Origin of the sequence: Paenibacillus senegalimassiliensis (assembly GCF_001486585.1) — a bacterium.
GTDB lineage: Bacteria > Bacillota > Bacilli > Paenibacillales > Paenibacillaceae > Fontibacillus > Fontibacillus senegalimassiliensis.
The window spans coordinates 1,527,194-1,548,576 of the sequence record NZ_LN909046.1; the positions used below are offsets into that span (position 1 = coordinate 1,527,194).

At 50.2% G+C, this 21,383-nt stretch carries 15 protein-coding genes; 7 read left to right on the forward strand and 8 right to left on the reverse strand.

The genetic code is table 11. The annotated features are described in order from the left end of the window. Positions 1 to 48: 48 nt before the first annotated feature. Positions 49 to 1,125 carry an AI-2E family transporter gene (locus BN3279_RS21165; RefSeq protein ID WP_059053717.1) on the reverse strand — a complete coding sequence of 359 codons (1,077 nt, stop codon included), beginning with the start codon at positions 1,123 to 1,125 and terminating at the stop codon, positions 49 to 51. Between the two features lie 472 nt (positions 1,126 to 1,597). Between BN3279_RS21165 and BN3279_RS21170 the strand changes: the two genes are divergently transcribed. Then, positions 1,598 to 2,671 carry a bifunctional 3-deoxy-7-phosphoheptulonate synthase/chorismate mutase gene (locus tag BN3279_RS21170; protein ID WP_059053719.1) on the forward strand — a complete coding sequence of 358 codons (1,074 nt, stop codon included), beginning with the start codon at positions 1,598 to 1,600 and terminating at the stop codon, positions 2,669 to 2,671. 80 nt (positions 2,672 to 2,751) lie between these two features. Here the strand turns inward: BN3279_RS21170 and BN3279_RS21175 are convergent, their stop codons facing one another. After that, positions 2,752 to 3,831: a lactonase family protein gene (locus BN3279_RS21175; protein ID WP_059053721.1), complete on the reverse strand. Its 1,080-nt coding sequence runs from the start codon at positions 3,829 to 3,831 to the stop codon at positions 2,752 to 2,754. A gap of 186 nt (positions 3,832 to 4,017) precedes the next feature. Here BN3279_RS21175 and BN3279_RS21180 point away from each other — a divergent pair, with 186 nt between their 5' ends. Beyond that, a complete protein-coding gene (locus BN3279_RS21180) occupies positions 4,018 to 4,374 on the forward strand; it encodes a LytTR family transcriptional regulator DNA-binding domain-containing protein (protein WP_059053723.1) in 357 nt (118 codons plus the stop codon). A gap of 103 nt (positions 4,375 to 4,477) precedes the next feature. Here BN3279_RS21180 and BN3279_RS21185 read toward each other — a convergent pair whose 3' ends face one another. Beyond that, positions 4,478 to 5,470, reverse strand: coding sequence for an aldose 1-epimerase (locus BN3279_RS21185; protein ID WP_059053724.1), 993 nt, complete (start codon positions 5,468 to 5,470; stop codon positions 4,478 to 4,480). A gap of 94 nt (positions 5,471 to 5,564) precedes the next feature. Then, positions 5,565 to 6,824, reverse strand: a complete 1,260-nt coding sequence (locus BN3279_RS21190) for an MFS transporter (protein WP_059053725.1) — start codon at positions 6,822 to 6,824, stop codon at positions 5,565 to 5,567. Between the two features lie 98 nt (positions 6,825 to 6,922). Here BN3279_RS21190 and BN3279_RS21195 point away from each other — a divergent pair, with 98 nt between their 5' ends. The 5 genes from BN3279_RS21195 to BN3279_RS21215 all read left to right on the forward strand — a co-directional run bounded on the left by BN3279_RS21195 (position 6,923) and on the right by BN3279_RS21215 (position 13,986). Next, positions 6,923 to 7,813, forward strand: a complete 891-nt coding sequence (locus BN3279_RS21195; protein WP_059053727.1) for a C40 family peptidase — start codon at positions 6,923 to 6,925, stop codon at positions 7,811 to 7,813. A 197-nt stretch (positions 7,814 to 8,010) separates the two neighbouring features. Then, positions 8,011 to 8,925, forward strand: a complete 915-nt coding sequence (locus BN3279_RS21200) for a hypothetical protein (protein WP_059053729.1) — start codon at positions 8,011 to 8,013, stop codon at positions 8,923 to 8,925. 86 nt (positions 8,926 to 9,011) lie between these two features. Next, the gene (locus tag BN3279_RS21205; protein ID WP_059053731.1) at positions 9,012 to 10,064 is read left to right on the forward strand and encodes a LacI family DNA-binding transcriptional regulator; all 1,053 of its coding nucleotides are present in this window, start codon (positions 9,012 to 9,014) and stop codon (positions 10,062 to 10,064) included. A 94-nt stretch (positions 10,065 to 10,158) separates the two neighbouring features. Beyond that, positions 10,159 to 12,600 carry a glycoside hydrolase family 94 protein gene (locus BN3279_RS21210; protein ID WP_059053733.1) on the forward strand — a complete coding sequence of 814 codons (2,442 nt, stop codon included), beginning with the start codon at positions 10,159 to 10,161 and terminating at the stop codon, positions 12,598 to 12,600. Between the two features lie 135 nt (positions 12,601 to 12,735). Continuing rightward, a complete protein-coding gene (locus BN3279_RS21215; protein ID WP_059053735.1) occupies positions 12,736 to 13,986 on the forward strand; it encodes a methyl-accepting chemotaxis protein in 1,251 nt (416 codons plus the stop codon). A gap of 123 nt (positions 13,987 to 14,109) precedes the next feature. Here BN3279_RS21215 and BN3279_RS21220 read toward each other — a convergent pair whose 3' ends face one another. From BN3279_RS21220 to BN3279_RS21235, 4 genes are all read right to left on the reverse strand, one after another. Then, positions 14,110 to 16,305, reverse strand: a complete 2,196-nt coding sequence (locus BN3279_RS21220) for an alpha-galactosidase (RefSeq protein ID WP_059053737.1) — start codon at positions 16,303 to 16,305, stop codon at positions 14,110 to 14,112. A gap of 122 nt (positions 16,306 to 16,427) precedes the next feature. Continuing rightward, complete coding sequence (locus BN3279_RS21225; protein WP_059053739.1) at positions 16,428 to 17,564, reverse strand: DUF4349 domain-containing protein; 1,137 nt, start codon at positions 17,562 to 17,564, stop codon at positions 16,428 to 16,430. A 150-nt stretch (positions 17,565 to 17,714) separates the two neighbouring features. Further along, positions 17,715 to 20,513, reverse strand: a complete 2,799-nt coding sequence (locus tag BN3279_RS21230; RefSeq protein ID WP_059053741.1) for a glycoside hydrolase family 3 protein — start codon at positions 20,511 to 20,513, stop codon at positions 17,715 to 17,717. Positions 20,514 to 20,671: 158 nt separating this feature from the next. Beyond that, on the reverse strand, positions 20,672 to 21,175 hold the full coding sequence (locus tag BN3279_RS21235) for a GNAT family N-acetyltransferase (RefSeq protein WP_059053743.1): 504 nt from the start codon (positions 21,173 to 21,175) through the stop codon (positions 20,672 to 20,674). Positions 21,176 to 21,383: the final 208 nt, after the last annotated feature.

The window sequence follows — 21,383 nt, forward strand, 5'->3', positions numbered from 1 at the left end:
AAAAAACGGCGAAGCAAGAGTTCCTTGCTTCGCCGTTTTATTATTGTGTTATTCCCCTTCGGCCGGAGCCGTGTCAGGTACTTTGGGTGGAATAAGACGCTTGCCTCCCATAACCGGAACCTCGACAACGTCCAGCATGAAGATAAAGATAGGCACACCCACAATCAGACCCCATACCCCTAGGAAATGCTCGGAAACGAGCAGGATCAGGAAGGTATAGAAGATGGGCAAATGCGTTTTATTAGACATGAACTTTGGATTCAGGAAATACGTTTCCACGGCATGCACAACAGCGATCATAATCAGAACATACAAAATTTTGACTAAGCCACCGATTTTAAAAGCAATGGCGCACAGAGGAATCAACGAAATGACAACCCCCATGACCGGAATCAATCCCAGCAGGAAGATCATAATGGCCAAAGCCACAAGATTAGGGAACCCGAAAATCCACAAGAAGACGGTGGATAACAAGGCATTCACCAACGCAATCAGAAACTGCACTTCGATGACCTTACCAAAAGATTGAACGAATTTGCGCCCAAAATACTCCAGCTCTTTGAACAGTCCACCTACCCGGCTTTCTCTGAACTTTACTGTAAAGTTAGTTACCTTCTCCTTCTCCAGCAAGAAGAACAAGCTAAGTACGATGGCTATAAACAAATTCAAGCTCCACTCACCGATATCCGTCAACGTGTTGAGGGCGAAGGTAAAGCCATTTTGGATATAAGCGGATAAGTCAATATCCTGCAAATACTCTACCAAATAATTCAGCACTGGATTGTCGGGAAGTATCGGAGGGTTGGAATAAAAGGAAATCACCTGGTTGAACAGATCCGTAATCTCTGTCAACAATACAGGCATGTAATTATAAATAGCGAGCCCCAGAAGCGTAATGATAATCGCATAAATCAATAAGATGGTGATTGTCCTGTTAATTCGCACGACCTTATCTACATTGCGGCTGATAAAGTTGTGAAACCGATTGATGAGATACGTCAAAATGAATGTAATCAGCAGCATATTCAGCATGCTACGAGCAAAATACAAGACCAGCACGACAAACAGCAGGGCCAGGACCCTGCGAAAACCCGCCATTTGAAAAAGCTCCCTAAAAAACGTCATGATTCCCAACCTGCTCCTTCGTCTTTCTCATCTAAATGCCTCTTTCGTTAATCTTAAGCGAGCCCCTGTCACATTGCAAATAAAAATAGGTAAAATGGTGCTTTATCCGAGAAAAGCATCACTGTTTCCCAGCGTTTCCCCGAGTTATTGCCAATAGCGACATACAAGCATATAATTCATAAAAAATGACGATGACGGAGAAAAGTAAGCGAGTGAATGCGTCCTGCCAGGGACGGTGGTGCCAGGGACTGGAAGCACCCCGAAGGAACGCGCCGCCGAAGTTCGCTCCTGAGTTGACCTTTGAACGGCATATTTGCCTGTTAGGAGGTTCCGGCCACACACCGTTATCCGTGTCCAAAGCTGAGAAACAACCAAGTTGTCTAACGAGGGTGGTACCGCGGGTTATCCCGTCCCTTGAGAGGCGGCTTTTTTTGTTTTATCGGCCCAAATCGACCTTCAGGAGGAATAAGACATGAGTGACCCATTGGAGCAATTACGGCAACAGTTGGATGGCATCAACGACCAATTGCTGACCCTGTTGAACGAACGCGCAGTCATCGCAAGACAAATCGGCGAGATCAAGGAAAAACAAGGGGTTCCCAAATTTGATCCTGTCCGCGAGAGAGCCATGTTGGAGGATTTGACCCATCGCAATCCCGGCCCCTTCAAGGATGCTGCGGTTAAGCATATTTTCAAGGAAATTTTCAAGGCTTCCCTCAATTTGCAAGAGGAGGATCACACCAAGCAATTGATTGTCAGCCGCAAGAACCAACCTGAGGACACACTGATTCAGGTGAAAGGAACAACGATTGGCGGAGCAGCACAGGTCATGATTGCCGGTCCTTGCTCGGTAGAATCCTATGAGCAACTCCGTACCGTTGCCGCCGCCTTGAAGCAATCCGGCGTCACCATTATGCGCGGAGGTGCCTTCAAACCACGCACCTCCCCCTATGATTTTCAGGGGCTGGGTATCGATGGACTGAAGATGCTGAAGGAAGTAGGTGATGAATTCGGGCTTGCCACCATCAGTGAAATTGTCCATCCTGACCATATCGAACTGGCGGGACAATATATCGATATCATCCAGATTGGTGCACGAAATATGCAAAACTTCGAATTACTTAAGGCTGCCGGTCAGGCCCAAATTCCCGTGCTCCTCAAGCGGGGTATCGCCGCTACGCTGGAGGAATTCGTGCATGCTGCAGAATATATCGCCGTCAATGGCAATGACCGTATCCTGTTGATCGAACGGGGCATACGAACTTATGAGAAATGGACGCGCAATACGCTGGACATTTCTGCCGTGCCGTTGCTTAAGCAGGAGACTCATTTACCGGTGTTAGTAGATATTAGCCATTCCACGGGTCGGAAGGATATCCTGCTGCCTTGCGCTAAAGCCGCCTTGGCTGCGGGGGCAGACGGCATTATGGTCGAGGTGCATCCCGACCCGCAAACCGCTCTCTCCGATGCCGCCCAGCAACTCGATATCCCGCAATTCGAGCAACTATGGGCAGGCATACAACAATCTGGCCTTATCCATAAATAACAAGGCCCAATGATAGCTATAACAACAAAGACTCCGTAGAGCAAACAATCTTTGCTCTACGGAGTCCTTTTTCAATCATTTTACAGAAATACAGGCTTGACGCAAACAGGCTTGGACACCTGGGCTGTTTGGCCAGTGAACTTGAGTGCACCACTCTCTGGCTCAACCTTGAACACAGCCAATACATTGTCATCCCGATTGGCAGCAATCAGGTATTGTCCGTCAGGTGTAAGGGCAAAATGCCGCGGATGACCACCTTGACTAGAGACATGTCCCTTCAAGATCAGCTTGCCGGTGGTCGAGTCGATGGCAAATTGTACGATACTGTCGTGTCCCCGATTAGAACCGTACAGATACCGACCGTCCTTCGATACGGCAATTTCCGCCGTAGTGTTCTCGCCTTGATAATCCGCAGGCAAAGTTGGAACCGTATCGATGAGAGCTAGCGTTCCTTGCTCCCCATCATAACTAAACACACTAATGGAGGAATTTACTTCATTGATAGAGTATAACCAGGCTCCACTCGGATGGAAGGCAAGATGACGTGGTCCAGCGCCCGGCGGCGTAGCAACCTCGCTATGATAGGCCAGTTGACCTTCCCCTGATTTGAGCGCATATACTACAATCTTGTCCAGCCCCAAGTCGGCGACCAGCGCGTAGCGATTATCCGGACTGAAAGTAACCGAGTGCGGATGCGGGCGATCCTGACGCACCGGGTCGGCCCCTTGCCCAGTGTGCTGCTGCTCATCCACCAGGCTACCAATCGTGCCGTCTGCCTCTATAGCAACCAAGCCTATGTTCCCACCATGATAACCCGATACGGCGGCAAACCTCGTGCTTGCATCAAGCTGAATATGGGATGATGACGGACGAATGGACGACGAACGATTCAATTCCCGTAGCTTCCCTTCGGCTCCATTCCAGTCAAATGCAGCAATCTCTCCTGTGCGTTCTCCCTCAACGGACACTTCACCAATAGCATATACCTTGCTCTGGTCAGGAGCTACCCCTAAGAAAGTCGGGTTCTTCAAGCCGTTAGTCTGATCAAGAAGCTTCAAGCCGCCATCGGCGGAATTCATCTCATATACATAAACGCCAGGGTCCGACATCTCTGCGTACGACCCTACAAACAACAGTAATCTTGGATTTGATGCTGACATTATACCTTCCTCCTCCATCCAAAACGAATTCAAAACCTTTCTTTATTTTTTCGTATATCGTCCAAAAAGTCCAGTCTTTGATCAATTAAATAAAATTTTAGATTTCCAGCAGTTACCTACCCAAAGTTTATTGTATATGATATACTGTAAGCGCTTCCGAAAACATCTTCTGAAGGGGGTTTTGGAATGATGAACGTCGGACTGGAGGAAAGAGATGTCTATGCGGACCTCAATCCACATGAGACATATTTCTTCAAGATCGGAGCTCACGGACTGGTTTGCTTCCATGGACGGTATTACAGCATCAAACAGAGATTATCCGCCGAACAGACCTCGAAACTGATCTCGGACCCTTCCTTTTACCGCATCAGCGCCAACTGCTACGTGAATCTTTCCCAAGTATCGGAGATTCGTGATAATGTGGTGCTGTTCCGGGATGAACGCCATGGCATCAAGACCATTCATGTGCCTAGACGGAATCTGGAGCAGATGAAGCGGCTTATGCCATCGCAAGCGGCCAAGGTCACTGCCGGTATCAACTGACAGTTCGCTCGGCCAAAGTAAAAAGCAGCCTGATGTATGCCATTCCTTATGGCTGCTAGGCTGCTTTTTACTTTGCTCATATACGAGGTATGTGGCTATGCAATTATTTGACGTAGAAGCGCGAACGTTCTTCCCAAATCTCCCCGGGCTGCAAGCTGAATAAGCCAATTTCCTCAGCGGGCAGTGCACTTTTTGGAGCATTAACCAAATTGAGCTGCGGCTCCGGACAGAAGAAGCCCTCCTTGGCTCCATTGTTCCAAATCATCCACTGTTTATAGGAAGTGCCTACATCGTATACCAGCGTGACGCCAGCCTTGGTATCCGTTAATTCCATGCGGTTTCTACCGTTTTGCGGTACGGCTGTATAATGGTTATCCATAGATTCAAAGAACGGGTAAACCCCTTCCCCTTGCATCTGGTACTCTTCCGCCGTCAAGGGCTGGAAGACACCCGTAGGCAACATACGATCGCTTAATTCCCAGCGTTCTCCAAGTGTCAGCTTGACGCGATAGTCCTTCGCATCGCCGCCTGGAACAAACGGAGCGTTAACCGTCGTATGGAAGGCGATCAGGCAAGGCATCTCATTCTCTCCATCGTTGCGCACGAACAACTGCTGGGCAAGTCCGTTATCGCTAAGCGTATATTTCAGTCTCACTGTAAAAGTGAACGGCAAATATTGATACACCTTATGCTGTGAATTGACCGTTACTTTCACAGTTACGTAGCTTTCGTGTGGGGTCTGTCCAAAATCTTCGACTTCCCAAGGCGTTGTATGCAAAAATCCATGCAAATGATTTTGCGTGGAGGCTTCATTTACCGGGAATTGATATACCTCGCCTCTCCATGGAAATAATCCATCCTCATAACGGTTGGGCGGGAACAAGACGGGAATCCCGTGAATACCAGGATTGCTCTTGAAGGCATCCATCTCCTGTTCCTCCGGTTCACGCAAGAAGCGGTAACCGCTTTCGACATCGCGGAAAGCGATTAAATTACCACCGATCTCCGGCAGCATGATAGCTTCGTAACGGCCCGATTTTAGCCAAATTGCCTTTTCCCCTTGATAAGTTCCTTCGTATGCTTTTCTTTCTGTCATGGAACTAACCTCTCCCTTCATGCTTAGCTGCTCAACTTGTAATATACCTTAAAGCGCTGCCAAAAGTCACCCCTGTCCATCATATATCCTTGGATTAATTACGCAATATTCGGCGCCCTAACGTAATTGCCAGCAATATCATGCTAATCCCGACGATTAATTGCATGCCGAAGACCTGAGTCCAGATCGGCCAAGGCTTAATCCAGGCCAACACCTGTCCCCCAAGCAACGGACCAAAGAAAGCGGCAACCCCGGTGACCGCAGCGTACATTGCCATATACATCGGGCGCTCGGATTTTGGCGTATCCCCGATGATAAAGTTAAATGCCAGTTGGTTAAAACCGCCAACCCCGGCACCAAATATCGCATGGGCGACGAACAGCACTGGCAACAGCGGCAGGAAGGATAACCCTCCCCAGCAGAGAATCGAGATTGCGATGAGCGGTAGCGTCCAGAACAGCAAGCTGCGGTTGCTAAAGCGGGCATTCAAATTGCCCCACACATAAAAGCTCGCCATCATAAACACCGTCTGAGTGACATTGAGCAATGAAATCGTCTGGTAATTAATATGAAGCAATTCGAGCATCACATAGGAATACAGCGGCACGACCATATTTTGCAGGAATAGAAACCCGGCGAGAAATAAGGTGGCCTTCATAAACAGACCATCCTGGAGCGGCTTGCGCAGCATCGGAATGAATTTGCTCTCGGCGGAACGCTGAAATTCCACATCGGGATAAAACGTAAAGATAATGATGTTTGCTACGGCTGCTACCCAAATAATGATGTACAGATACAGGAAACCTTGCGACTGGGGAAAATGATCCAGCATCATACCGCCCGCAAACATGACCACTGTATTGAGCGCATTCAGCAGCGTATTGCGAATACCGAAATACCTGCCTCTCACGCGGGCAGGCACGATATCCCCAATCAGAGAGTTCCACAACATCGCCCCAACAGTATTGAACATAAAGGAAATAATATATAAACCGATGAATGCGGTCACCCAATACTTCTCCGGAAACAAAAACGGAATGAGTCCGGTTGAGGACCAGATAATCCGGTTAAAGGCAACAGCCAGCACCAGTGCCCATTTGCGGCTTGCCAACCTTTGAATCAGGAAGGCTACGGCAATCTGAGCGATATTGACAAAGGTTGTAATGGCCAGCACAAAGCCAATTTGAGCGGAACTTGCCCCCAGATACAGCAAATATCCCGTCAGAAATTGCCCTGCCAGCAGGGTTTGGAAAATCGTGGAGGGAATGCCCTCCCATGTAGCAATCATCAGGTTCCGGCGTTGCCGGGAGGTCTTGCGTCCTAATAACGGCCTGTTTTTCACGCTGCTCCGCATGATGTTGAAACTCCTTTGTTATTGACCGAATAGTTATGCCCTCTTTTTTGCATACTTCAAATGAATGGACAATCCCGATGAATGGAGTGCACTGACGTATGCGCAATGCTGCAAAAACAACCCTACTATGCCTCAGTTTAGCTATTCTGGTTCCCTTGATGGGAGCCTGTGGACAACAAGATCATCCTCGCGCCAATTCTGTATCCCGGGGTGGTGGAATGCTGGCGGCAGATACGGGAAACGTGAAGGTCATCGGTGAAACGACCTGGATTCCTGTCAAGCAGGTAGCGCAAGCGCTGGACTTGCGGATTATGGAGACAGCCGATGCCGCGAGACTTGGCTTCACGGACATCATGTTTGAGGTTTATGAGGGCCACAAACATGCCGTATCCTTTGGTTCCCCACTCTCGCTGCCGGAAGCACCGATTCGCGAGAATGGACGTCTTTACATGACCACGGAGGCTGTATCCGCTCTGCTTCATACTAACGCCAGCCTTAATCCGACCAGCGGTGCCTTGGAACTCGGAACGATTCGCCTTCAGGATCAGGCAGGTCCCTCTTACAACGATGCTAAGCGCTATGCTGCCTTCGGCGTTGCGGAGAATCGCGAAGCCATGGTATCGTACGCCAAGCAATACCTGGGTGTTCCTTATGAATTCGGGGCCGCCCCCTATGAGCAATCCAAAACTTTTGACTGCTCTTCGTTTACCCGTCATGTATTCAAGCGCTTTGGGCAAGATCTCCCACGGCTAGCTCGCGATCAAGCTAAAGAAGGCAGTGATGTCAGCCGTAGCAATCTGCAAGTGGGCGATCTGATATTCTTCACCGTGCCGGGCCGCTTTCAAGCGGATAGCATCCCCGGACATGTCGGCATCTACATCGGTGGCGGCAAATTCATCCACACCTGGGGCGATCCCGGAGTGCAGATCAGTTCGATGGATTCGGGCTATTGGAGCGATGTCATCATTTCCATGCGGCGCGTCCGTTAGTCCCAGGAAGGCAAGTTAACTGAACCTGAATGAAGGAGCCGGAGGCCAGGAGCTTTCCGGCTTCTTTTCGGTTCCTTAAAAGTGGTCATTTCAAGGAATTTCCCTTCGCTTCAAATACAAAGTATAATGAATGTAAGCGCCACTTTCTATATAATATTTGTACATATAAAATGGAATGAATCTTAGAGGAGAACGAGATGAACAAGGACGAATTGACACAGGCCTATAAGCTGCTAGGCCTACCTGAAAATGCCTCTCGCGAGGAGGTAGAGAGAGTAGCTGACGTTATACTACGTCAGTCCCGCTCTCGCACCTCAAATGCACAGGACAAAGAGCAAAACGAACGGAAGCTTAAAGCGTACAAATTAATTGTGCAGGCCGAGAAACAAGGAGAAATTGCCGAGATGAGCCGCCAGCGTTATCGCAAGTGGGGCAAATTGGCTGGACCTGCCGAGAGAACAGATGATTTCTTCAGGTTGTACAAGCATTTTGTTATCATTGGGCTGGTTGTGATAGCTGCCCTAATCTATGGCACCACAGCTTATCTGGACCATCGCGAGGAGCAAAAACGCCTGGCTGCCCTCCCTCCTATCGATCTATCTATCCTGATGATTGGTAACTATATGGCCGATGAAGCTGCGGGAGGAACACCTGCACTGGAACAAGCCATGACGGCGCAGATCCCTGATTTTCAAAGATTGGAGCTTGAACTGGTATACTTGCCGCTTCAAGGAGAGAACGGAAGTGCTGATATGGCCTACCAGCAAAAAGCGATGGCCATTGTAGCAACATCAAGTCCGGATATTTATATCACGGATAAGGCTTCCTTCGAATGGCTGGGAGGTGGCGGAGCGTTCTACAATCTGGATGAAGATATTACCCAAGAACTCCAGCCTCTGCTCACCGAAGATCATGTAATCAAGGCGACATCCGATGACGATGGTGCCGAGCATGTATACGGCATTGATATATCAAGCAGCACTTTGCTGGACGAACTGCCTCTTGGCGGCTCGGAAATGATTATCTCCCTGCGGGCTGACATTCAAAATAAGGACAAAGCCATTCATATGATCAAGCAATACTTGGAGCATCTCCCCAAGGCGGCCGAATAGCCGCCTTTTTTTATTCATTGATTATTTGTAAGCGATGTCTTACAATAACGATATAAACGCGCGTTTACGAAAGTGGGGACAGCCTTATGCGCAGCGAAGATATAGCAAAATTAGCCGGGGTGTCCCGCAGTACCGTATCACGGGTCATCAACAATTATCCGAACGTTCCCGAGGCCACGAGAGCTAAAGTGCTCCGGGTTATCGAGCAGCATCACTACGAGCCTAACAGCTTCGCCAGAGCGCTCGCGGGCAAACGAACGGATACGATTGGTCTCTTCGCTATCAGTATGATTGAGAAGGAAGATACCAGCCGGATTTACCAGAACAGCTACTTCGCCCCGATTGTCGACATGGTCGTTGATACGGCCAATGCCCGCGGGTTCTATGTGCTGATTCATACGGTATATTCGCCGGGCGACTTCCAGAAGGTGAAGCAGGCCTTTCAGCAGAAACGGATTGACGGCGGGATTCTCGTTGGTACACAGAAGGACATCGAACTGGTTCGTGAGATGGTTGGACAAGAAGCGCCTCTGGTGCTGATTGATTACGACATTTCTGAAATCATGGCTGAGCGGCTCAACAAAAATCATTTGGCCGTTATTAATTCAATGGACTATGAGGGCACGGTTCAGGCTATTGAGTACCTCATTGAACTGGGTCACCGTGAGATCGGGATTATGAAGGGCCGGATGAATACACATTCGGGACGCGAACGCTATCTTGCTTTTGAGCACACGCTTGATAAATACGGTTTGCCGCTTCGGGATGAATATATTCTGGAAGGGGAATTCCTGAAAGAAAGTGCCCACCGTGAAGCGCATAGACTGGCAGACCAAGACTCCCTGCCTACGGCCCTATTTTGTTCCAACGACGACATGGCCATGATTGCTATGGAAGCGTTTGCCGAGCGTGGAATAAGCGTACCTGATCAGCTTTCTGTCATCGGCTTTGACGATGTAGAGCTGGCTTCGCGGATTACTCCGAAGCTAACCACCGTTCATCTTCCCGTTGACGAAATGGCCAAGGCGGCTGTCTTAAAGGTGATTGAGTTATGTGATACCAAGCAGCCTACCTTTAGCACCGTTAGCTTCCCAACCCGCTTGGAGGTTAGAGATTCCTGCAAGCCTCCCGCCAAGTAACAGCATTACGGCACCTCCTTCCCCTCAAGGTGGATGGGGTGTGCATTTTATCTATTATAAACGCGCGTTCACAAATGAAGGGAGAGTTCAATTCATGAAATTTGGAGCATTTGACGATCAACGTAAAGAGTATGTGATTCATACACCACAAACCCCTTATCCATGGATCAATTACCTCGGAAATGAGCAATTTTTCGGACTGATTTCCAATACCGCCGGTGGTTACACCTTTTACCGTGATGCCCGTCTGCGCAGATTGACCCGTTACCGCTATAATAACATTCCGCTGGATACTGGCGGCCGCTATTACTATCTGCGTGATCATGATAATGATGACTTCTGGACACCGGGCTGGATGCCAGTCAAGCGCGACCTTGATCACTACGAATGTCGGCATGGATTGGGCTATACCTCAATTACCGGAGAGCGTGGCGGGATATCTGTAACGCAATTGGCCTTCATTCCGCTGGGTCACAACGCCGAAGTTCATCGCTTGACCGTGAAGAATACAAGCTCGGACACTAAGAAGGTATCCCTCTTCTCCTTTGCCGAATTCTGTCTGTGGAACGCTCAAGACGATATGACTAACTTCCAGCGCAATCTGAGTACCGGTGAAGTTGAAGTCCTTGACTCCGTTATCTATCATAAGACGGAATACCGGGAGCGCCGCAACCATTACGCTTTCTATTCCGTTAACCGCGATATCGACGGTTTTGATACGGACCGTGAAGCATTTGTGGGACTGTACAACGGACTCCATGAGCCGCAAGTTGTTGTGGAAGGAAGAGCTTCCAATTCAGTAGCCAGTGGTTGGTCCCCGATCGGCTCTCACGAAATTGTACTGAAGCTTGCTCCAGGCGAAGAACAAAGCCTCATCTTCATTCTTGGCTATGTAGAAGTGCCGGAAGAAGACAAATGGGAGTCGCTGGGCGTCATCAACAAGAAACCAGCCCTCGAAATGATCGAGAAATTCGCCACTGACGCCGATGTGGACCAAGCATTAAGTGACCTGGCTGCTTATTGGGACAATCTGCTGTCCAAATATCAAATTGACAGCGGCGACGACAAGTTGAACCGGATGGTGAACATTTGGAATCCGTATCAATGTATGGTTACCTTTAACATGTCACGTTCCGCTTCCTATTTCGAATCCGGCATCGGGCGCGGGATGGGCTTCCGTGACTCCAACCAGGATTTGCTCGGCTTCGTCCATCAAATTCCTGAGCGGGCCAAAGAGCGTATTCTCGATATCGCTGCTACTCAGTTTGAGGACGGTAGCGCCTACCACCAATATCAACCCCTTACCAAGAAAGGGAACAACGAAGTAGGCAGCGGCTTCAACGATGATCCATTATGGCTTGTACTCGGCACCGCAGCTTATATTAAGGAAACCGGTGACGTAAGCATCTTGGACGAACAAGTACCGTTTGACAGCAATCCGGACAATACGGCTACCCTGTTCGAGCACTTGAAGCGCTCCTTCTATCATGTGGTGCATAACCTGGGTCCACACGGCTTGCCATTGATTGGACGTGCAGACTGGAATGACTGCCTGAACCTCAACTGCTTCTCCAAAGAGCCAGGCGAGTCGTTCCAGACTACGGCAAACATTGAAGGCCGCGTTGCAGAATCCGTCTTTATTGCCGGCTTGTTCGTCTTCGTTGGTCCTGACTTTGCGGAAATTTGCCGGATGCGGGGACTTGATTCCGAAGCTGGCGAAGCGCTTAAGCTGACGGAGGAAATGCGCAAGACCACCTTGGAGCATGGCTTTGACGGCGATTGGTTCCTGCGGGCCTACGACCATTATGGCGAGAAGATCGGTAGTAAGGAAAATGAAGAAGGTCAGATCTTCATCGAGCCGCAAGGCATTTGCGTAATGGCCGGTATCGGTGTAGAAGAAGGTCAAGCAGCCAAGGCACTCACCTCTGTCGAGGAACGCCTGGATACCAAATATGGCATCGTCCTGCAACAACCGCCATATTCCAAGTATTACTTGAACCTGGGCGAAATCTCCACCTATCCGCCGGGCTACAAAGAGAATGCCGGTATTTTCTGCCATAACAACCCATGGATCATGATTGCCGAAACCGTATTAGGACATGGCAACCGGGCCTTCGATGTGTACGCGAAGATTGCTCCGGCTTATCTGGAGGATATTAGCGAGGTTCACCGTATGGAGCCTTATGTTTACTCACAAATGATTGCCGGTAAAGATGCCGTGCGTCATGGCGAAGCCAAAAACTCCTGGCTCACCGGCACAGCGGCCTGGAACTATGTAGCGATTACGCAATCTATTCTCGGTGTGCAAGCCGACTTTGCCGGTCTGAAGGTCGACCCTTGTATTCCAGCCGCTTGGGACGGATACGAGATTACGCGTGTGTTCCGTGGCGATACTTATGTCATCAAGGTAAACAACCCGAATCATGTTGAGAAAGGCGTTGCCAGCATCACGGTCGATGGTCAATCTATTGAAGGCAATATTATCAAACCAGCAGGCGATGGCGCCATTCATCAGGTTGAAGTCGTGCTTGGCTAAAATCTCATAAACACTCTTTCAGTCCCCCTTGTATCCTATTGATTCAAGGGGGTTTTTAGTTCTATACCATTTGGCACACCAGGTGCTATAATCAATGGTATAATTAACCTATCTTCCAAGGAGGTCTTGATCCCAATGTCATGGTTCAACCAGCTCCCCCTATCGCGCAAGATCACAGCCGCATGCTATATGGTCGCAGCGCTATTCGCTATCCCTGCTTTGCTGGTATTCATCGTCTTAGGACATATCTTTATCGGTATTTTATTCGTGGTTGTCTTGGCAGCGCTTACTTATCCTCTATCAAGCTATGTCAAGAAGGCGCTCACGGATTCCTTCTCGGACATCTCCAGTGCCTCCGCCAAGATTGCCAAGGGCGATTTCACCGGACGCATCATGGAAACCGGCGGCATGGATGAGCTTAGCCGCTCCTTCAACAGCATGGTGGACAAGCTGCGGAAGATTCTGCAAGAGACTTCGGACATTACCCGCAAGGTTATGGATTCCAGTCGCAGCATCTCGGATCGGAACCAACAGTTAATTGAGGTTATGACCCAAGTCACCCATTCCTCTAACGAGCTTGCGCTTGGTGCTAATGCCATCTCCGAGGATGTTGGCGGCATGAAGGATGCCATTGGGGAGATTGAACTCAAGGTCACCAATTATACGGAGTCTACCCGGGAAATGAACAAGCGTTCAGCGGAAACCCTGGAGCTTGTAGAACGCGGACGTGAGTCAGTTTCGCGGCAGGCCAGTGGAATGCGCAAGAACATCGAAGCTACAGAGAAAGTCGCCGAATCTATTGAAGCCCTGGCCAGAAATGCCCAAGGCATTACCCGGATTACAGCAACGATCTCGGAGATTGCCGAGCAGACCAACCTGCTATCCCTGAACGCTTCCATTGAAGCAGCACGAGCCGGAGAGCACGGCGCTGGTTTTGCGGTGGTTGCCCACGAAGTTCGCAAGCTGGCCGAGGAATCTACGGCTTCCACAAAGGAGGTATTTGGCCTCGTTCGCAGCATTGAGCAGGATGTGCAGCAAGCCGGGCATAACATCAAGATCAATGAAGAGGTCGTCCAGCAACAAAGCGGGATGATTCGGGAAGCGGAGCAGATTTTCCAGGATATCGTCCACAGCTTTCAATATATTACGGAAGAAATGGCAGCCTTCTCTAAGGAAAGTGAAGCCATGCTGGAAAGTGCCCAAGGCATCTCCGCAGCCATTCAGAACATTTCAGCCATTACCGAGCAATCTGCGGCAGGCACCCAGGAAGTGTCTGCATCCATGAACGAGCAAATCACCTCCATTCAGGCCATGGCCGATGAGACGGAAGCGATGAAGAACGCTGTATTCCAACTGCAAAAGACGATACATATTTTCAAATTTTAGAGCTCGTATCATCGCAACACCAACACAAAAGGAACCTTGCACTTCCACGATTTTCTGTGGTCTCAAGGTTCCTTTTATTTTAGATCATATATAAAATTGCATGCTGCTTGGGCTGATATTCGTTTAGAAGCTAACCGCTCTTAACCGCACCGTCAGACTGCTGAAATCTCCACGCACCGAAGCCATGGACAAGCCCGCCTGCATCAAGCGGTCCCCTCCATATATCTCTCCGCTACCCAGCACCTCATAGTCTCTGGAAGGATCAAGTCCATCTAGCTTCACACGCAATAGCGGCCCGTTCGGCTCAGCCAACACGCGGAAATAGAATAACAGTGCTTCACTTTGGTCAGGGCTGACGAACATCCAGGACGTCTCATTGCCTGTAAATGGGCTTTGCAGACGGTATAGGTCCCCTTGCTGCACTAACTGCCGAATTTCCTTATACAGCTCAATTTGGCCTTTCACAATATCCTTCTCTTCTTCCGTAAACCGGGTGAGATCCAGCTCATATCCAAAATTTCCGGACATAGCTACGTCGCCACGGAACGAAAGCGGAGTGACCCGCTCAACTTGATGATTGGGCACCGCAGAGACATGGGCTCCCATCGTCGACACCGGATACACAATACTCGTGCCGTACTGAATTTTCAAGCGCTCTACCCCATCGGTGTCGTCGCTTGTCCAGGTTTGCGGCATATAATACAGCATACCAGGATCAAAGCGTCCGCCCCCACCGGAGCAGCTTTCAAATAAAATATGTGGGAATTGACTGGTCAGACGCTCCAACAGCTCATACAATCCCAGTATATAACGATGGGCAACCTCACCTTGCCGCTCCACCGCACTTGCCGCCGAGCCTACCTCCGTCATGTTGCGATTCATATCCCATTTGACGTAAGAGATGGGCACCGTGGAGAAGATGGCGCTAAGCCGCTCGTATAAATATTCGCGCACATCGCTGCGTGACATATCCAGCACAAGTTGCTCTCTCGCCTCGGTCCGTCGCCGTCCCGGCACATGCAAGCACCAATCCGGGTGAGCCCGGTACAGATCACTGTCCGGTGATACCATCTCCGGCTCAAACCAAAGACCAAATTGTAAGCCAGTCTCCTTCACACGATTAGCCAGGTCTGCCAGCCCCTCCGGGAGCTTGCGGCGGTCTTCAAACCAATCGCCCAAGGAGCTATTGTCGCTGTCGCGCCGTCCAAACCAGCCATCATCGAGCACAAACAGCTCAATTCCCAGCTTGCTCCCCTCTTGGGCAATCGACTCAATTTTGTCTGCGTCAAAATTAAAATAGGTCGCTTCCCAGTTGTTCACAAGAATTGGACGCTCCCGATCACGGTGTTGTCCGCGGCATAGCCGGGTACGGTACAAGCGGTGATAAGTTCGCGACATGCCGCCCAGGCCACGGGAGGAATATACCATGACCGCCTCCGGCGTTTGAAAGCTTTCACCCGCTTCGAGTCTCCAGTTAAATTCAAACGGATTGAGACCGATGGATACGCGAGTTGAACCGAATTGCTCAACTTCAGCGCTTGCGGTGAAGTTACCGCTATATACCAGGCTGAATCCATACACCTCTCCTTGAGCTTCCGTAGCATCTGGACGCATCAAGGCAAGGAACGGATTAAATTGATGCGAGCTTGAGCCGCGGCTGCTGCCAATCCCCGTGATGCCCGGAGCCAGCCTCCTGCGCTGCACATGGCGCTCGCGAGCCCAGGCCCCGGAGAGGTACAAAGCGTCATAGTCATTATCGGGGAAATCTACCGAAGCGCTCAGTGCCCGCTCCAATTGCATGACTGTATCGCTGCTATTAGTAATCCGGGCCGATCTCGTAATCACGTCCAGATCAGCAAATACCGAATAGCTTAAGACCACCGTCAACCCGGAATAATGATCAAACAGCTCCAGTTCCAGGGTTTCCGCTTCTTCCTCACGCTCCGTATATACCGAAGGCAGGCCTTCCAAGATCGGCTTCCCCGCTACAATACGGTGTGAGCGGTACAGCAATTCCGTTACGCGTGTTCCATTTTCCAGTCTTACCTGATAGGCAGGGCCACGGAAATCACTGGTTCCATATTGCGGATATTCCTGAGGTAAGGTATCCAGTGAGATAGACTTATCATCCGGCACCGGGTTGGGGCTGAAGGAAGACCTCTCCTGAAAGGTGAGCATACCATCCAGACGACTTCCATGCCGCAGCTTGGCACCGTAATACACATGGGCGGCATAGCCCTGAACCAATTGAATCAAATAGCTGGTATTGCGAGATTGCAAATGAAAAAGACCTTTGGCTTCATCGAAGAAAATAGGCATTTCATGCTCCTCCTGGAATGTCTCAATCTGACTTTGATCGTTCTGAATTCTCTTTCATTCTACTATTTAAACCAGGAGGAGTAACGATAATAAAGTGATCTGATATATGGACTTTTGTGTCTTTATTCCGGCTTGCCTTCCGACTCGTCCTTCAGATCGGTCTTCGCATCGTTTAATGGCAGCTCTTCCTGCTTAACGGCGGGCTCCACAGGCTTCTCCTGCTTCCCAAGGTCTACGTAAGGAATCAGTGATCTTCTATTATTCGTGAATTGTTCAGCCCGTCGCTGCGCTCGCTTCTCACGGGTCTTGCGACGATAGATCCACACAGGCACCAGAATGATTGAGGCGATTACAAGCAGTGGCAGCGCCCCGGCAAGGAACACGACCAGCCATTGCGCTAGCAGGGACAGCACTTCAATGCTACCGGTCAGTGCATTCTTCATTCGATCCAGCAAGCCCGGATCTTCATCCGTTATGGCCATCTTGGCTGCATCCGGCTGATAAACACGGATTTCGATCGTGGAATAAGCGACATTGCTATCAATATAGCGCATTCTCCCTTTGATCTGCTCAATATCCGTCTGAATCCGCTCTAACTCATTGACGTATTCCACAAGCTGCTCAGTCTGCGTGGCTGCCTCCATGAACTTTAAATATCGGGCTTCCGTCGCTTCCTTGACCTTAAGGCGGGATTCCAGATCCACGTATTCCTCCGACACATCCTGCCCCTGAATATTGCGTTGCATGGACTTCGGCTTAAGCTGCTCCAGACGATCAAGGAATGCCGAGAAGCCATTAGCTGGAACCTTCAATACAAAGCTTCCACCCAATTCATATCGTGATTGATCTTCATTAAACTCCACCAGATATCCGCCACTCACCGCAACCAGATTACGAATCTCGGTTTGCGCCTTCGCATAATCCTCTACTTCCATAACCACATTAGCCCGGTAGATCAGCTTCTTGTGCAAGCCCGTCTCGAAAGCAGCGTTTTGGCTCTGTACTCCTGCCACTCCCTGCTCCATGCCTGCAGCTTCAGGATCTGCCAAATTGCCTGAACCCTCGGCCTGACCGGGGGAAGCAAGAGCCTCCTTATTCAGGTTTGAACTCTCGCTAGCCATATCTGCTACAGACATGGCACTATTATCGGTGGAAGATTGGCTTTGCGAATCATAACTTGCGCTACCACAGCCCCCCAGCAACAACACTAACAAGATAATGACGGTACAACCGCTAACCTTCCTGATCCAGCTTTCCATAGGATGACCCCCTATATTCGCTTGTTTGGACGTCCTCTTACGTTGTCAGCACTCTTCTGTTATATATTCAAGTGATGGCCGTCTCTTACCTACCTAACGAAGATAAAGGATGGAAGGTTGCTCCTTGTAGAGGTTGTCCAGAAAGTCATTTTATGAATTCATGAACTCCAGCCAGCCAATTTCCAGTCCTGGCTTGATCTCATCGAATGTGAGCTCATAATAGCCCTCTTCCAGTTCAAAACGCAGCAGCTTCTCAGCAACCCATTTCCCATCGGTTCCGTTCGTTTGGATCGTGGTCAGCAGTTCCCCATTTAACAGCAAATTGCAAGCGGACTGCGACAGATTTGAAGCGGCATAACGCATACGGACCATGAGTCCATAAACTCCCGCTTCCGTTACCTGTAGCCATGTAGCTTGCTTGGCTTGTGGAACGATGCGGACCCCCTCTGCCTTAGACAGCTCGTACGGCAAGCCCGAAGCCGCGGCAGCCTTATTTCCGGAATGGAACAGACGGATATCCCCCAGCGGCTTCGGCTCCCGGGCAAATACCGGAGCATTCATTAGGAATCGGCAGATATTAATGGCACAACGCTGCAATTCACCCAAGGTTAACGTGCCGGCCGCCAGCGACTCCAGCGTGTTGTCTCCCCGGGCATTAATTTCGGCCCCGTTGTTGTTAATGACCATATACAGGTCGTTCTGGGCTCGCACCATAAACGAAGTGTACGTGGCATCCGCCGGCCCGCCCTTCTCGCAATCGTTCATGACCGCCCACCAATCCGTCATAACGATCCCTTCATAACCCCATTCATTTCGGAGAATCGTTGTGTTCAGATCATAATTGGATGCAGCCCAATGCCCATTAACCGGATTATAGGAGGTCATAATCGACCTGGCTCCGCCCTCCTTGACCGTAAGCTCAAAGCCCTTCAGGTATATCTCGCGCAAAGCCCGTTCGGACACCACCGTATCGACCTTGGAGCGGGCGTGTTCCTGGTTGTTACCGGCAAAGTGCTTCACAGTAGCATGCGAGCCGCCTTCGTGGATGCCGCGCGTTACTGCAGCGGCAAAGCACCCGGTCAGCAAGGGGTCCTCGGAGAAATATTCAAAATTCCGTCCGTTTAATGGATGGCGATGGATGTTGATCCCCGGTCCCAGCAAGGTATCAATCTCATTTCGCAGCAGTTCCTGCCCCTCCATGACATAAAGGGACTCCACCAACGGGATATCCCAACTGGAAGCCAGCAACGTGCCGATAGGAAGTTGGGTCGCCTTATGGCCGCTATCCATCCGGATGCCGGACGGACCGTCTGCCGCACAGCCGACTGGAATCCCATAGTCGCTCAAGCTGTCACCAAGCCCGCCAAAGGCGGCAGCCGTTCCCGGCGTTACCTTCGGGCTGCTCATGCCTTCGCCCCGCACTAGGACAGCCAATTCCTCAGCCGTCAATTGGGCAACGAAAGCCTCAAGGCTGGCGTTCCCGGCCTGCACATCCTTGAGCCGTACGCCCCGGTCGCCCGTCACCGGGAACGTCTTCGGCAACTGGCTTTCAATACGTTGTCCCAGCGATACGGTACGCTGCGGCACTTCCTCGTAAGCCATCTCATAAGTACCATCCACCTTGCGGTTGCCTGGCTTCAAACGGGTGAAGGCCTCCATAGGGGCTGCCGCTTCCGTCACCTGCTCTACGAGCAGCAATTGACCCATGCTAACCGCCACTTCTCCAGCCAAGCTGACTTCCTCAGTCCGGCGCACACTGTTGCCCACATGAAGCTTGTAATCTCCCGCTTCCAGCACATAACAGGCTTTATGGCCCGTCGCTCCACCGTCATCATAAGAGGCCATCCGCTTGACTGGCAAACGAAGCTCAATCACCTCGGTTTGACCAGGCTGTAGCAGCCCAGTTTTGGCAAATGCCCCCAGCGCGCGAGACGGCTTACCCAGCTTCCCTTGCGGCGCCTCATAGTAGAGCTGGATGACCTCCTTGCCGGTATACTTCTCCCCGGTATTGGTCACAGCCACTTCAAGCTCCACGCAGGCGTCTACCCCGTCACCCGTACAGCGAACCTGCTCAATCCTCCAATCAAAGGTGGTATAGGACAGTCCGTAACCAAAGGGAAATTGCACCTTCTCCGGGCAAAATGTTTCAAAATAACGGTAACCTACATAAATGTCCTCCTGGTAAAAGTTCCTGACCTCATCCCCGAAGTTCGCCGTAGAAGGGTAGTCCTCAATATGGAAAGCAATCGTATCCGTCAGCTTCCCGCTAGGGACAACATCCCCGGACAGCAAATCGGCCACAGCATGTCCCCCGATCATTCCCCCTTGCCACACATACAACACTGCCTGAATATGTCCCTGGTGAGCTTCATCCTCAACCCAACTCATATCAATTACGTTGGAGACGTTCATCACTACCGCAACTCGTTCAAAATGCCGGGTGACCGTACGCAAATTGTCCAGTTCCTGAGCGGTAAGCCGGTAGCTGCCCTCTGTGTCAGCATTGTCCTGGTCCTCTCCAGCCGTACGTCCAATGACAATGACGGCTTTGCCAGAAGTGCTTCTCGCCTCGGCAACGATCTCATCAGTGAGTGGCATCTCTGCCTGACACCAAGGCTCGGCAGCCCAACCTCCGCCGCCATTATCGAATGGATGCTCACTGATCCACTGCTCGTAACGCCCCGCTAGCGTTTCATTTATGTTAATCCCCTTATTAGCCCGTAGTCCTTCCAGTATATTCACCACATATTCCACATTTACGGCTCCGCCTGAGCCGGTTCCGCTGCGGTAATAATCAATTTGGCATCTTCCGAAAACGGATACAATTTCATCGTTCCCAAGCGGGAGCATTTCGTTCTCGTTCTTCAGCAGTACGCCCCCTTCGGCTGCCGCAATCCTGCTGTATTCGGCAAAGCCCTCCAGTGGTTGTCCAAGTCTAGATTGACTCATTGCTTCTTCTCTCCTGTCTGTAAATGCTCGCTGCGGAATTTTACGAACGCGCGTTCACAAAGGGGTACGGGAACCCCTAAGGGCCCTCCGCATCCATAAGTTTATCATCCGCCGGCACTCCATATTTGCAATCATTGTCGCTTAATCTATCATTTCCGTCAAATTCGTTTGACATATTTGGACATGATCGTACGGTAATCGAATAGCCATTCTTCCTTCTCTTCCGCGTATTCAAATCCATTATATTGATAAAATACCGTGCCGATATCATTCTCACGCTCGCACCAGGCATAAATCTCCATCAGCGATGCGTCCAGCCGAAGCAATTCATTCAGCAACCGCTTACCAATTCCTTTGCGCTGATATTCCTTAAGTACATACAGCCTTGTTAATTCACTTGCACCATTCTTCGGCTCAGACAACTGACCGAAGCCTACAACCTCTCCGTCCCATAACGCCACCAGAAATTTACGTGCCATTCTTGCCTCATCCTGTATGATACTTTGTTCCAAACTGCTCTTGGCATAAGCTTGAGTCAGATAAGCAGCGATGAAGTGCTCCGGATAAATTGTCTCATAAGTGCTATTCCACGTCTCCACGGCAACCTCGCGAATCCCATCGATATCGCTCATCCTTGCCGGACGGATCAGCAATGAATCCATAGCTTCAATCCTTTCTTTCTGTCAACATCGTTACAAATCTATGATACACTGCCATCAACAGGGAAATCTACCCTAATTCCAAAATCCTTGACGCCTTTAATCATGGGACAAATCCATATTCCAAAAGGGAAAAAGCAAGATGCGAAGGGAACCCCGCCATCTTCGGCGGGGTCCCCTTCATTTAAATTCAAATATGTAATTTGCATGA